Annotated in this window: 12 protein-coding genes; 5 read left to right on the forward strand and 7 right to left on the reverse strand. The window is 46.8% G+C overall.

Going from position 1 to position 13,966, the window contains the following annotated elements; genetic code table 11:
- Positions 1-11: 11 nt before the first annotated feature.
- Positions 12-2,165, forward strand: coding sequence for an MMPL family transporter (locus tag JNUCC22_RS02935; RefSeq protein ID WP_216062115.1), 2,154 nt, complete (start codon positions 12-14; stop codon positions 2,163-2,165).
- Between the two features lie 34 nt (positions 2,166-2,199).
- Here the strand turns inward: JNUCC22_RS02935 and JNUCC22_RS02940 are convergent, their stop codons facing one another.
- The 4 genes from JNUCC22_RS02940 to JNUCC22_RS02955 form a co-directional block, all read right to left on the reverse strand.
- The gene (locus JNUCC22_RS02940) at positions 2,200-2,922 is read right to left on the reverse strand and encodes a gamma-glutamyl-gamma-aminobutyrate hydrolase family protein (protein WP_042634892.1); all 723 of its coding nucleotides are present in this window, start codon (positions 2,920-2,922) and stop codon (positions 2,200-2,202) included.
- Between the two features lie 125 nt (positions 2,923-3,047).
- On the reverse strand, positions 3,048-4,679 hold the full coding sequence (gene abc-f, locus JNUCC22_RS02945) for a ribosomal protection-like ABC-F family protein (RefSeq protein WP_042634893.1): 1,632 nt from the start codon (positions 4,677-4,679) through the stop codon (positions 3,048-3,050).
- 277 nt (positions 4,680-4,956) lie between these two features.
- Positions 4,957-5,484: a GNAT family N-acetyltransferase gene (locus JNUCC22_RS02950; protein WP_072588841.1), complete on the reverse strand. Its 528-nt coding sequence runs from the start codon at positions 5,482-5,484 to the stop codon at positions 4,957-4,959.
- A 116-nt stretch (positions 5,485-5,600) separates the two neighbouring features.
- On the reverse strand, positions 5,601-6,458 hold the full coding sequence (locus JNUCC22_RS02955; RefSeq protein ID WP_032866769.1) for a YitT family protein: 858 nt from the start codon (positions 6,456-6,458) through the stop codon (positions 5,601-5,603).
- A 282-nt stretch (positions 6,459-6,740) separates the two neighbouring features.
- Here JNUCC22_RS02955 and JNUCC22_RS02960 point away from each other — a divergent pair, with 282 nt between their 5' ends.
- Together JNUCC22_RS02960 and JNUCC22_RS02965 are read left to right on the forward strand one after the other, a co-directional pair.
- The gene (locus JNUCC22_RS02960; RefSeq protein WP_015239268.1) at positions 6,741-7,874 is read left to right on the forward strand and encodes a glycerol dehydrogenase; all 1,134 of its coding nucleotides are present in this window, start codon (positions 6,741-6,743) and stop codon (positions 7,872-7,874) included.
- Positions 7,875-8,019: 145 nt separating this feature from the next.
- Positions 8,020-9,231: a Bcr/CflA family efflux MFS transporter gene (locus JNUCC22_RS02965; RefSeq protein ID WP_038463691.1), complete on the forward strand. Its 1,212-nt coding sequence runs from the start codon at positions 8,020-8,022 to the stop codon at positions 9,229-9,231.
- Between the two features lie 28 nt (positions 9,232-9,259).
- Here the strand turns inward: JNUCC22_RS02965 and fabF are convergent, their stop codons facing one another.
- Positions 9,260-10,495, reverse strand: coding sequence for a beta-ketoacyl-ACP synthase II (fabF, locus tag JNUCC22_RS02970; RefSeq protein WP_015239270.1), 1,236 nt, complete (start codon positions 10,493-10,495; stop codon positions 9,260-9,262).
- Positions 10,496-10,603: 108 nt separating this feature from the next.
- Between fabF and JNUCC22_RS02975 the strand changes: the two genes are divergently transcribed.
- The gene (locus tag JNUCC22_RS02975; protein WP_007409314.1) at positions 10,604-11,443 is read left to right on the forward strand and encodes a helix-turn-helix transcriptional regulator; all 840 of its coding nucleotides are present in this window, start codon (positions 10,604-10,606) and stop codon (positions 11,441-11,443) included.
- Between the two features lie 41 nt (positions 11,444-11,484).
- Here the strand turns inward: JNUCC22_RS02975 and JNUCC22_RS02980 are convergent, their stop codons facing one another.
- Complete coding sequence (locus JNUCC22_RS02980; protein ID WP_015416927.1) at positions 11,485-12,228, reverse strand: sulfite exporter TauE/SafE family protein; 744 nt, start codon at positions 12,226-12,228, stop codon at positions 11,485-11,487.
- 157 nt (positions 12,229-12,385) lie between these two features.
- Positions 12,386-12,844: a GNAT family N-acetyltransferase gene (locus JNUCC22_RS02985; RefSeq protein ID WP_072588842.1), complete on the reverse strand. Its 459-nt coding sequence runs from the start codon at positions 12,842-12,844 to the stop codon at positions 12,386-12,388.
- A gap of 131 nt (positions 12,845-12,975) precedes the next feature.
- Between JNUCC22_RS02985 and JNUCC22_RS02990 the strand changes: the two genes are divergently transcribed.
- Entirely contained in the window at positions 12,976-13,797 is an 822-nt protein-coding gene (locus JNUCC22_RS02990) for a MerR family transcriptional regulator (RefSeq protein ID WP_039062702.1), read from the forward strand.
- Positions 13,798-13,966: the final 169 nt, after the last annotated feature.

Below are 13,966 nucleotides of genomic sequence, written 5' to 3' on the forward strand. Positions count from 1 at the left end.
AGGAGTATTCGATGTCTGGTTTTTTATATAAATTAGGTGGATGGTCTGCCCGCAACCGATTAAAAATGATCAGTGCGTGGCTCGTGATACTGATCGCTTCGATTGTGATCGCCATCTCGTTAAAACCTGCTTTTTCTGAGGATATGTCAATTCCCGACACACCTTCTGAAAAGGCGATGGATATCATTCAAAAAGAATTTTTAAAGGGTCCCGATAAAGGAAGCATACGGGTTATTTTCGGAGCTGAAGACGGGAAGAAATTGACGTCAAAACCGGAGAAACAAGCGGTTGAAGAGACATTAAAGAAGATCAAAACAGATCATTCAGTCGCTTCGATTGCAAGTCCTTTTGAGACAGGAACCATTTCTAAAGACGGATCTGTGGCATATGCCGATATTACGTACAAAAAAGCGGCGGATGACATTACGGATGCGTCTGTTTCACATATTAAACACAGTCTGTCCGCCGCAGGAGACAAGGGTCTGCAGACGGAGCTCAGCGGCGATGTGCCGGGGGCCGGTGTTGAAATCGGCGGTGTATCTGAAATTGTCGGCGTTGTGCTGGCATTCGTCGTTCTGGCCATTACTTTTGGTTCATTAGTCATCGCGGGGCTGCCGATTGTCACGGCTCTGATCGGGTTAGGTGTAAGCGTCGCGCTGACGTTAATTGGGACACAGTTCTTTACGATAGCCTCGGTCAGTCTCTCATTATCCGGAATGATCGGACTGGCCGTCGGAATTGATTATGCGCTGTTTATCTTTACGAAGCATCGTCAGTTTTTGGGCGAAGGTGTACAAAAAAATGAATCGATCGCGAAAGCCGCGGGAACGGCAGGCAGCGCCGTCGTTTTTGCGGGACTGACCGTGATCGTCGCGCTTTGCGGATTGACTGTTGTCGGCATTCCGTTCATGTCTGCCATGGGATTGACTGCGGCACTCAGTGTGCTGATGGCTGTATTGGCATCAGTAACGCTGGTGCCTGCGGTGTTGTCAATCGCGGGAAAACGGATGATTCCGAAATCATACAAGAAGAAAGAAAAGAAAAGCGCCGGCACGAATGCCTGGGGGCGCTTCGTTACAAAAAAGCCTATTCTGTTAAGCATTTTCAGCATTATTCTTTTAGCCGTCATCAGTCTGCCGGCCATGCATTTAGAGCTGGGGCTGCCTGATGCGGGAATGAAAGCGAAAGACAGCCCGGATCGCCGCGCCTATGATCTGTTGTCTAAAGGATTCGGAGAAGGCTTTAACGGCAAGCTGACAATTGTTGCCGATGCAAAAGGGGTCAAGGGGAACAAAAGTGAAGCTTTTCAAGGCGCCGTGAAAGAAATGAAGGACTTGCACAATGTGGCGAGCGTCAGCCCTGCCATGCCGAACGAAAAAGGGGACTATGCCATTATTACGGCAGTGCCTGAAACCGGGCCGAATGATAAGGCAACGAAAGAGTTAGTGCAGGATATACGGAAACGATCAGACAAAAACGGCATCCGCCTGCTCGTCACCGGGTCAACCGCGGTGAACATTGATATTTCAGACCGGTTAAACGATGCGATCCCGGAATTCGCCATTCTCATTGTCGGGTTTGCGTTTGTATTGCTGACCGTTGTTTTCCGCTCGCTTCTCGTGCCGCTTGCCGCCGTTGTCGGCTTTTTGCTGACAATGACCGCAACACTCGGGTTATCGGTATTCGTCCTGCAGGATGGACATTTCACCGGCTTGCTGAGCATTCCGGAAAAAGGCCCGATTCTCGCCTTCCTGCCTATTTTGGCGATCGGTATTCTTTTCGGGCTGGCGATGGATTATCAAGTATTCCTTGTCAGCAGAATGAGAGAAGAATATGTCAAAACAAAAAATCCGGTACAAGCCATTCATGCCGGATTGAAACATAGCGGACCTGTCGTAACAGCGGCGGGACTGATCATGATTTTCGTCTTTGCGGGATTCATCTTTGCGGGAGAAGCTACGATCAAATCCATGGGCTTGGCAATGACCTTCGGTGTGCTTTTTGATGCGTTCATTGTAAGAATGACCATTATTCCGAGTGTCATGAAGCTGATGGGACATGCGGCCTGGTACTTGCCGAAGTGGCTGGATAAAATCATTCCGAACGTGGATATCGAAGGCCATAAGCTGACACAAGGCAAAACACCGGAGAAACCGGAAGAATAAAATGAAAAAGCAGATCGTTTTGATCTGCTTTTTTTTATGTGCTGACCGCATCCATGAAATGAGAAAAAAGCTTTTTCATGTCTTCATGTTTTTTTGTCAGCATTTCGGGATGCCATTGCACGCCGACGACAAATAATTCACCCGTCCGTTCAATCGCTTCAATGGCCCCGTCTTTCGCATAAGCCGCCACTTTAAACGAAGGCGCCGTCTCTTTTATGATCTGGTGATGGAATGAATTCACCCGCGCTGAATCGCCAAACAAGGTATGGAGACGTGTCCCTTTTTCAAAAGAAACATGATGGGTTTTTAACGGCGGATCTTTTTCTTGATCATGCTTAATGTCAGCAAACGAAGCGTGTGTCAGGTCTTGATATAAAGTTCCCCCGTAAGTGACGTTTAACATATGCATCCCCCGGCAGATGGCCAGAATCGGCTTTTCTAAAGCAACCGCCGTGAGAATCAGCTCCTTCTCGTAGGCGTCCCGATCAGGAAAGGTCTTTCTTAAAGCCTGTAAAGGTTCTTCGCCGTAAAACAGCGGGTCTATATCCTGACCGCCGGACAGAATGATCCCGTCAACATGAGAGACCTGTTCCTTTAAAAGCGCCGTCTCTTGAATCACCGGCAATATAAACGGCACACCGCCGGCCTCAGAAACAGACTGAATATAATCATTATTGACATATGCCCGATTATAACCCGGGAAAGGGCCGGATTGATCAGCCATAATGTTTCCCGTAATTCCAATGCGTTTGGCCATTCTTCGCCCCCCTGAACCATGCTCATAATTAATCTGAACGTAGGTTGTACAAATCAGTTTGAAATTATTCTTCATGATACGTGAGCTTTCCAAAACAAAACCCGTGACAATCACGGGTTTTTCATTCATTTCAATTTCTTTATTTCTTCCGTCAGCTCTTTGAATTTTTGATCAAGCTCACGATATTGTTTATCAGCCGGAGTCATGAAGCTGAGTTTTCCGAGGACTTCCTGCCGTTCGGTTTCAAGCTTCAATCGCAGTTCTTCAGCATCGTCCCTGACGGAGGGAGATTCTTTCCATTGTTTTCGGACGCTGCCGTTTGAGATATCAAGCCGGATGTCCGTCGTCTTTTCGACAAAGTAACGATCATGAGATACGATGATGAGCGTTCCGTCGTATCGGGCCAAAGTGTCTTCAAGCTGCTCGCGTGACGGCAGATCAAGGTGGTTTGTCGGCTCATCCAGAATCAGCACATCTTTCTCCTCCAGAATAAACGCCATCAGTTTGCATTTGACCCGCTCTCCCATGCTCATCTTGCCGATGGGTTCCGTCCATTGCGCTGCGGTAAATCCTAAATGCTTCATGAGGGATTGAACATTTCCCCTTGCTTCGAACGTTTCTTTGTAAAAAAGCTGTTCGGGGGTTTTATCAAGCGGGAGGTCGAATACTTCCTGGGTTAAATATCCGACGTTTGCAGACGGAGAAATCCATATGCTGCCGTCCTGTGCTTTTTCCTGACCGAGGATGACCTTCAATAATGTTGTTTTCCCGCTGCCGTTCGGGCCTGTAATCGCGATCTTTTCACCGTGCATCACAGTGAAATTCACGTTTTTGAAAAGCGTTCGGCCGTCATATGACTTTGCGGCATCCCTTACTTCTAAAAAACGCTTTCCCGCTTTTTTGCGGTGTTCAATGGAAAAACGGACTTCATACTCCGCTTCAACCGGTTCTGCTTTCGCTTTTTCAAGCTCTTTCTCAAGGCGCTTCTGCTTTGATTTAATCTGGGCGTCCGTGCGTTTTGCTTTTACGCGATGGTATTCTTTAAACCCTTCTATTTTCGTTGATTGGGCGTGGGCTTTTTTTGACCAGGCGCTCAGCTCGTTCATTTGAGCTTCAATCCTTTTGACCATATTCTGCTGATTCTCATATTCGCGCTGCTGTGTCAGTCTTCTCTGTTTGCGGACCTCCATATAGCTTGAATAATTCCCTTTATGTTCAATGAGTTTCTTTCCTTCGATGGCCCAGATTTTTGTCGCCGCTGCATCTATAAAAGCACGATCATGCGAAACAAAAATAATGGTGCCTTTGTAATTCTTGATCTGATTTAGCAGTATTTCTAAACTGTGCTGATCGAGGTGGTTCGTCGGCTCATCTAATAACAAAAGGCTGCTTGAGGAGGAGAAACCTTTGGCAAGACGGGCTTTCAATTTTTCTCCGCCGCTTAATTTCGAAAAGGCGCGTGCGGGCACGTTCCACTTTTCCAACAAGGCTGCCTCCGCAGGCTCCGGATGGCCGGAATCATAAGCTTCCGTTTCTTGTTCCACCATATATATGTTCACATCTTGCATCATCTGGATCTGTCCTTGTGACGGCGCTTTTTGATTGCAGATCAATTGCAGCAATAACGATTTGCCGGCGCCGTTTTTACCGATAACGCCGATGATGTCACCTTGCTGAACGCTCGCGCTGATCTGTTCAAAAAGGGGAACACTGTTGATTTCATAACTGATGCCGCTTATTTTTAACATTTCTTTCATATGTCAATCCCTCGCTTTAAAGGGAGGACCAAAAAAATCCTCCCAATTGATTTGGAAGGATTAGCCGTACCTGTGCATGATCAAATAAGCTATTTTTACATAGCTTTCGTATCGTATAGAAAATGGGCAGACTAATCCTATTTTTTCTGATTTGAAATATTTGATTTCAAACGGTCAAAATAAGATTAGTTAATCATTGTCCACCCATCATCCCTTCGTATTTGTTACAAACAGTGTAGCACACACTTATCTGTAAAAGCAAAGGGTATAAGCCTTTTTATTCCAGATTGGAGACTTCCCATTCTTCTTCTAAAACGGCATAATAATATTCGTCCCACCATTCATTATCATGGGGGATGCATTTTTTGAAAAAGCCTTCCCGTCTCATCCCGATCTTTTCCATCACCCGGTGCGAAGCCATGTTTTCCGGCTGACATGTCGCAATGATCCGGTGTAATTTCATCTTGTTAAACCCGAATGCCAGCACGGCGCGCGCCGCCTCTGAAGCATATCCTTTGCCCTGGTATTCCGGGTGAAACACCCAGCCGATTTCATACGTATGATCGCCAAAATACTGAAAAAAAGCAATGTGGCCAATGACCGTTTTTTCATCCTTCAATAAAACGGGAAACTTCCCGGCATGTTCACCGCTGTTTTCAGTAACGAATTTCCTGGCATCATCTTCGGTAAAGACACCCTCTGGTATATATTTCATGACATTCGGATTTGAGGTGTACGCATAGACATCCTGCCAATCTTCCGGTTCAAATGTCCGAATTACGAGCCTGTCAGTTTTGATATTCATTTTTTATGTTCCTCCATCAAAAAAGGTTTCATTTACTACTTCGATTGAAAGATGTAAAAACCTTTGAGCGGGGAAGAGCCGAATAAAAAAAGCCTGCAGCTATACACTGCAGGCGGTTATTTTTCATTTCCGGCGGCGGGCAGGTTTGTAAACCCGAATTGCCCTCCGACAGCTTCTTTTACTTCATGAATAACGATAAATGATTTCGGATCAATTTTTTGAACATGTTTTTTGATTTTCAGCAATTCGTTCTTTTTAATGACAACATAGATAATGCGCTTGTCTTTGCTGCCGTAATACCCGTATCCGTAAAAAATCGTCGCCGCGTTGCCGTACTCGGAGGTGATGGCTTTGGCGATTTCTTCGTATTGGTCAGACATAATGGTGAGAGCTTTTTTATTATGGAAACCCTCAATGACAATATCGACGATTTTGGCGCACAGATATACGAATATAAACGTATACAGCATATGATTGATGCCGATCGCTAAAACGGATGCAAAAATGATGACACAATCCATATAAAACATGCTTTTCGAGATGTTAAAGCCCTTTGTGTAATTTAATAAATACGCCAAAAGCGTGGTCCCGCCGGTAGATCCGTCAGCGATAAAGATCAATGCCAGCCCCGCTCCCATCAGCAGAGCGCCGAATACAATCCCGAGCACCATATCGTGCACGCCGAACGGAATAAAGCTGACGATGCTGAGAAAAACAGAAGTCATTCCCGTACCGAGTATCGTGTATAAAATCGTTTTTTTCGTTAAAAATTTATAAGCCAGCCCGATAAAAATCAAATTTACAACCAGAGTCGTAATACTTGCAGGTATATGGAAAAGATAATATAACACGAGAGCGATTCCCACGGTGCTGCCGTCCCCTAAATGATTCGGGATGACGAAAAATTCCACGGACGCCGCAATAAGAAAGGCTCCGGCCATAATCATCAGTATATCCTTGCAAATGTTCTTCATGTGCAAACCTCCTCCGCAGTCAAAAATATATAAAAAACAAAAACGCCTCAAAAATTATCCAGCAGAACTAAATAATTTTTAAGACGAATCATTCACAATCTCGTTTGTTCATTCAGTAAAGAATGATCAGCTTCAATATCGAAGATTATATAGACACCTTCACATCTTGTCAATGCCGTGAAAATTGATTTTTCTGCAGTGTATATGAGGTTTAAATCAATTTAAAACGAGGAATTATATCAGAAGAGTTTTCATTTCTGCTCTATCAATAAGAGAAATGTAATGAGAGACAACGAAGAAGGGATGATGACATTGGAACGAATTTTTATCAGTCCGGCCAAATACGTGCAGGGAAAAAACGCCATTAAAACGATCGGCGGACATCTGGAGGGCGTTGGTGAAAAAGCCGTCGTCATCGCGGACAAAACCGTATGGGATATCGCGGGCCACAAGGTGACGGCTGAATTAAAGAAAAGCAATATCTCTTCTGAAGAGGCGGTTTTCAACGGCGAAGCCTCGCAGGAAGAAATGAAAAGAATTGCCGGCATCGCAGAAAAAGCAGGCGCGACTATTGTCATCGGAGTCGGCGGCGGTAAAACGCTTGATACGGCCAAAGCCGTATCAGATGAAATAAACGGCTATACCGTTATCGTGCCGACGGCCGCTTCAACTGACGCTCCGACAAGCGGGCTGTCTGTCGTGTATTCTGAACAAGGCGCGTTCGAAAACTATCGTTTCTATCATAAGAATCCTGACCTGGTTCTGGTCGATACGAAAATCGTCGCGGAAGCTCCGCCGCGCTTTTTAGCATCAGGGATTGCCGATGCGATGGCGACGTGGATAGAGGCGCGCAGTGTCATCGCCAATGGCGGTAAAACGATGGCAGGCGGAATTCCGACAATCGCCGGAGAGGCTATCGCGGAAAAATGTGAAGCGGTATTATTCAAATACGGCCGTCTCGCTTATGAGTCTGTGAAAGCGAAAGCCGTTACGCCCGCATTGGAAGCGGTGGTTGAAGCCAATACACTTCTGAGCGGACTGGGATTTGAAAGCGGCGGCTTAGCTGCGGCACATGCCATTCATAACGGATTTACCGCGCTTGAAGGTGAAATCCATCACTTGACCCACGGTGAAAAAGTGGCATTCGGCACGCTCGTTCAATTGGCGCTGGAAAAACGTTCGCTTGAGGAAATTGAGCGGTATATCGCGTTTTATATCAGCTTGGGGCTGCCTGTCACACTTGAAGACATCAAATTGAAAGACGCATCTAAAGAGGACATTATGAAAGTGGCAGAAGCCGCGACGATTGAAGAAGAAACAATTCATGCTGCTTTTGACGTTACGGCTGACGACGTGGCGGATGCCATTATAGCGGCTGATCAATACGCAAAAGCATTTAAAGAAAAACACGCGTAAAACCTTTTACCGCGTGACCCAGACCCAAGGGCTGTTACAGCCCTTGGTTTTTTTATGCCCTTTGAAAACTTTTAAAAATAAAGAAAAAATTATGATACAATATACAAATGTTTTGAGAGATTGACAAAGGAAAGGTGGGAACGATATGTTGCATAATCCGACCGGTAAGGAGCGGCTTGCGCTGGCTTTTCTTCTCGGAATGCTTGCGATACTGGGGCCGCTCAATATAGATATGTATCTGCCGAGTTTCCCTGAAATCGCTGAAGATTTAAGCGCCCGCGCATCGCTTGTCCAGCTCAGTTTAACCGCATGTCTGATCGGACTGACAATCGGACAGGTTGTTGTCGGCCCGTTAAGTGACGCGAAGGGAAGAAGAAAACCGTTATTACTATGTATTTTTTTATTTGCTTTGTTTTCTCTGTTTTGCGCGCTTGCACCGAACATTACTACATTAGTGATTGCCCGTTTTCTTCAAGGGTTCACCGCTTCGGCAGGACTCGTTTTATCCCGTGCAATCGTCAGAGATGTGTTTTCGGGAAGAGAGCTTTCTAAATTTTTCTCGCTGCTGATGGTCATTACCGCCGTCGCGCCGATGGTGGCGCCGATGACGGGAGGCGCGATTTTACTGCTTCCGTTTGCATCATGGCATACGATTTTTCTCTTTTTAACCTTTATCGGGTTTTTGCTTGTTCTTATCATTGCGCTCAAGCTGACAGAAACCCTGCCGCCGGACAAGCGGATTCCGAGCTCCATCGGAAATTCCGTGCGGACAATGGGAAGCCTGCTGAAGGATCGGTCATTTATCGGTTATGCGCTGACGGTCGGTTTTATTCACGGCGGGAGCTTTGCGTATGTCTCCGGAACGCCTTTCGTGTATCAGGATATTTACGGAGTATCGCCTCAGGTATTCAGTGTTTTATTCGGCATAAACGGTCTGGCGATCATTACCGGAAGCTTTATCATCGGGCGTTTCGGCGGAATCATTCACGAAAAAAGCCTGTTGAGAATCGGCGTGATTACAGCGATGACGGCGACTGCCGTTCTGCTCGTCATGACGATCATTCACGGACCGCTGGCGGCACTGGTGATTTCAATTTTTATTTATATGATTACGATCGGCATGACGCTGACAAGCACCTTTACATTGGCGATGGAAAAGCAGGGACACCGCGCGGGAAGCGCAAGCGCACTGCTTGGCATGCTTCCGCTTCTTCTCGGTTCCATCGTGTCGCCGCTTGTGGGGATGAATGAAGCGACGGCCGTCCCGATGGGGGCAATTATGTTCACGACATCCGTTATCGGTTCCATCGCTTTTTTCGCCTTAACAACAAAACCGGAGAAAGCAAAAAAGGAGTGAAATGATTCACTCCTTTTTTTGATACCCGTTATTCATATTTCTTCAGCACGATCGCCGAATTATGCCCGCCAAAGCCGAATGAGTTGGAAAGGCCGATCGTTAACGATTGATGGCGGGGCCCGTCTGCTACATAGTCCAAATCACATGCCGAATCAGGGTGCTGCAGATTGATCGTCGGCGGGATGATGCCGTGTCTCAGGCTTTCTGTCAGAGCGATGGCTTCAACGCCGCCTGCCGCGCCAAGCATGTGGCCGAGCATTGATTTGTTGGCCGTAACCGGAATATCATACGCAAGCTCCCCGAATAATGTCTTGATGGCCAATGTTTCAGAAAGATCTCCGGCTTTTGTGCTTGTCGCATGAGCGCTTACGACATCAATGTCTTCCGCTGAAACGTTCGCCTTTTTCAAAGCGTTTTTCATCGCCAGGTATGCGCCCGTTCCTTCCGGATGGGAGGCCACCATATGATAGGCGTCAGAGCTCGCACCGTAGCCGAGCACCTCACAAAGGATCGGGGCATTTCTGCCGATTGCGCTATCCAATGATTCCAATACTAAGATGCCCGCGCCTTCACTCATGACAAATCCATCGCGATCCGCGTCAAACGGCCGGCTTGCCGCGGCGGGGTCTTCGTTTCTCGCTGACAGCGCGTGGGCATTGCCGAAGCTGGCTAATGACAAATTCGTAATCGCCGCTTCCGCTCCCCCGGCAAACATGATATCTGCGTCATCATTCCGAATGGCGTTGAATGCTTCCCCGATCGACGTATTGCCGATGGAACACGCGGTGACGGGAGAAAGTGAGGGGCCGAGCGCGCCTAATCTGATGCTGATTTGAGCGGCGGCCGCATTTGAGATCATCATGGGGACAAGGCTCGGGCTCACTTTTCGCGCTCCTCGTTCATTTAAAGTATGAACATTATCAATCAAAGTCGTGATGCCGCCGATTCCCGAGCCGACGTACACGCCGAGGCGTTCACGGTCAATCTGATCGAGCTGAATCCCGGAGCTTTCAAGCGCCTGTTCCGCTGCCGCTAAAGCAAACTGGCTGAAACGGTCAAGCCGTCTCGCTTCTTTTCTGCCCCATCTTTCTTCTGCGTCAAAATCACGGACGGTACCGGCTATTTTTGTCTTTGAGCCGGAGACATCAAACGAATCGATGAAAGAGATTCCCGATTTTCCTTCCGTCAGGTGTTTCCAAAATGTATGCACATCATTGCCGAGAGGTGAAATCACTCCCATTCCGGTGATCACAACTCTTTTCATGGTCATTCCTCCTTCGGTATGTATTTATTGTAACTCGCAATTATCCTATTACAAGTTGTTGATTATCCTAGTATAATGAATACCAGGGTAAGAGAGGAGAGATTCGGTATGATACCAGAAGGAAGATTGCAGGCGCTCTCAGAGTTTTTAAAAACGCAGCGGGCCAAAATTTCTCCGCAGATGGCCGGGCTGCCGATGGGTACACGGAGAAGAACGCCCGGACTCCGAAGAGAAGAGGTCGCGCAATTAGCCGGCGTAAGCACCACGTGGTATACGTGGCTGGAGCAGGGCAGAGACATTAAAGTGTCCGCAGCCGTATTGGACGCCGTTTCCGATGCGCTGCAGCTGAACAAAGATGAGAGAAATTATTTATACGCGCTTGCCATTGAGGAGGGCGTGAAGCAGCCGTTTGCTGCGGAGGAAGAAGCGGTTATCAGCCCGTCCCTTTCAAAAATCCTGCAGGAGCTCCGTTATTGTCCCACCATTATCTCGGACAGGCGGTGTCATATCGTAGGGTGGAACCAGGCTGCGGCGCACGTGTTTTTAGATTTTGAACAAATTCCTCCTGAAAAGCGGAATCTCATAGAGCTATTGTTTTCCAGAAAAGAATTAAGAAGTTTAGCCGTGAACTGGGAGCACTTTGTGAAAGGATTCATCGCCATTTTCAGAACGTATTACGGCCAGTATGTAGCTGATACGTGGTATTCTCAGTTTATAGAAGAAATGGAGAAAACGTATTCGGAATTTCATACGCTGTGGAATGAGAGCGAAGTCAGCTCGGCACCCGAAGTATTAATTGAGTTCCGCCACGCGAAGGCGGGAAAAATGGTCTTTAACCTGACTTCATTTCAGGTTCAGGGCAACAGTGATCTGCGCTGCAGTGTGTATACACCGGTAGATCATACCGAAACGGAAGCAAAGCTGAAAAAGCTCTTCGAAAACAGATGAAGAACAGAACAAAACGGGAGGCGGCCGCCTCCCGTTTCAGTTTAAAATAAAAGCATGAGACCGGCGATGGCCGGTGTTAAAAAGATGGCTGATTTCAGAATGACTTTCGGCACGAGGTTGGTGAATTTCGCTCCGACATATGCGCCGCACATCGTTCCGATCAGCACTTTGACCAACAGCATATAATCGACAAATCCTTCCGTCACATAACCGAGTCCTCCGCCGACCGCAAGCGGGATAATGACAAGCATGGTGGTGCCGACCGACTGGCGGATGGATAAGCGCAAAAGAATCATTAAGCCGATTTGGATGAAAGGGGCAGAGCCGATCCCGAACGTTCCGGACAAGATTCCTGCGATGACACCGAGTACAACGGCTTTCACCCATATGTTCAGATTGCTTTGCTGTCCCGAATCTTCTTGTGTTTCTTTTACAATAAATAACCGGACTAAAATAAGCAGAGCAGATAAAAACAGCATGCCCGCCGTCAAGTAATGCAGCAAATCTGCGGGGATAAGGGAAGTAAGCCTTGCCCCGAAAAACGAACCGAATGCCGCAAAAACGCCGACGATGAGACCGATCTTCATCTGAATATTGCCTTCACGGTAGTGGCTGAATGCCCCCGACAAACTTGTGAAAGCCATTCCGGCAAGGGAGGTGCCTAAAGCCGTATGAATCGGTACGTGAAACAGTATAGTTAAAAGTGCAATGACAAAACCGGCTCCCCCGGCGCCGATAAACCCGAGAATAATCCCGAGAAGAAACATAACGAGTATAATAAGCACAATCTTCTCCTCCATTTAGATGCCTGATCACCATGTTCCGCTCCGCTGTACCAGGTTTTAATAATCGACCGTAGTCCGTCGACCGTCGTCTAATATCTTTATGTTACCTCAAATTTAAGGTATTGGCAAGAAGCCGAATCGCTTTTATACAGAGGGTTTACAGCTCTTTCACCATCACTTTTTCCCCGTTTGAGTCCAGCTCTCCATTGAATAAGAAGCCGAATTTTTGATAAAGCCGCAATGCGTGGACGTTATCTTCAAACAGGCTTAAATAAATCCGTCTGCAATCATATATTTGAGTGAGATGACGGATTAGGGCATCAAGCAACAGCTTGCCCAATCCCCGTCCCTGATAACGTTCATCAATAAAAAAACGGTCAAGCCACACTCTGCCGTTTTCATTTTCCTCATCATATTCCGGAAACCATCCGTACATGGCAAAGCCGACCAATTCCCCGTTAATATAAAGACCGGCCGGCTGATAATGCCGGCAATCCTCAGCATCTTGTAAGCACTCTTCCGCGGTTTCAATAAATGAAATCTGGCTTTCCCTTACATGAAGCGCCAGTATATCAGCACGGTTTTCTTCCGTGACTGCTCTGATTTCAATCGTCATACTTGATACTCCTCTTCCGCTTTTTCTGAGACGGTAAAGCTTTCATTGCGTAAGCCATTTGTGAATCAGCCTTCTCTCGGATACAATGATCATCATAAAGGATATGGTTACCGTATAGTCAAGGAGGCATTATGAGCGAAGACGTCAGAAAATACTTCACAACGGGTGAATTTGCAAAACTGTGCCACGTAAAAAAACAGACCCTGTTCCATTATGACGAGATCGGCCTGCTTTCTCCGGAAATCAAAAAAGCGAACGGATACAGATACTATTCCTATCATCAATTCGAACTGTTCCAGGTCATCGGTCTGTTTAAGGAGGTCGGCGTGCCCTTAAAGCAGATTAAACCGCTCTTAACAGACAAAACCCCTGAGGGTATCATCACGCTTTTAAAAGAGAAATCTTCAGAAATCGAAAGCAAAATCAAAAAGCTGGAGCATCTGCAAAGAATGATTCAGACAAAGGTGAAGCTGACCGAACAAGCCTTGGAGACAGACTTTTCCTCCGTCTCATTGCAGCGATTAGATGAAGAGACACTTATGATAGGACGCCCCGTACTCCATTTGACAGAACGGCAATACACTGCCGCCATTTCCGAATTGATCCGCTATATGCGGGTACATGAACTCGATCAGGGGCACCCGGTCGGCGGACTGTTTGCGCGGGAGCAGATTCTGAAAAAAGAATTCTACAACTACACTCATTTTTATATGAAGACAGAAGAAGACATAGAGAATAAAGATTTCCATATCAAGCCGAAAGGGCTTTATGCCGTCGGGTACCAAATAGGGGATGAAGCGGAAGCGGCTTACCGCGGCATCATGCAGTTTATTGAAGAGTATGGACTGGAAATGGGCGATTATGCATATGAAGAATATATGCTTGATGAGGTTGTGGCGGACGGGTTTGACAATCAGATCACAAGAATCCAGCTGCAAGTCCGCAATCCATAAAGCCGATGCCGCCGTTCATTTACGTCTTCTAACAAACCTTGTATAATGAGAAAAATCAGATTGCAATTGAGGTGAAAAACGATATGTTTCTAGCGCCCTTATTTGAACATGATGTACCGGCAGCTCTTCTCCGCCCTTAATGGAGAAAAGTGACTGCGCTTCTCTCCGT

This window comes from Bacillus sp. JNUCC-22 (genome assembly GCF_018861275.1).
Lineage (GTDB): Bacteria > Bacillota > Bacilli > Bacillales > Bacillaceae > Bacillus > Bacillus velezensis.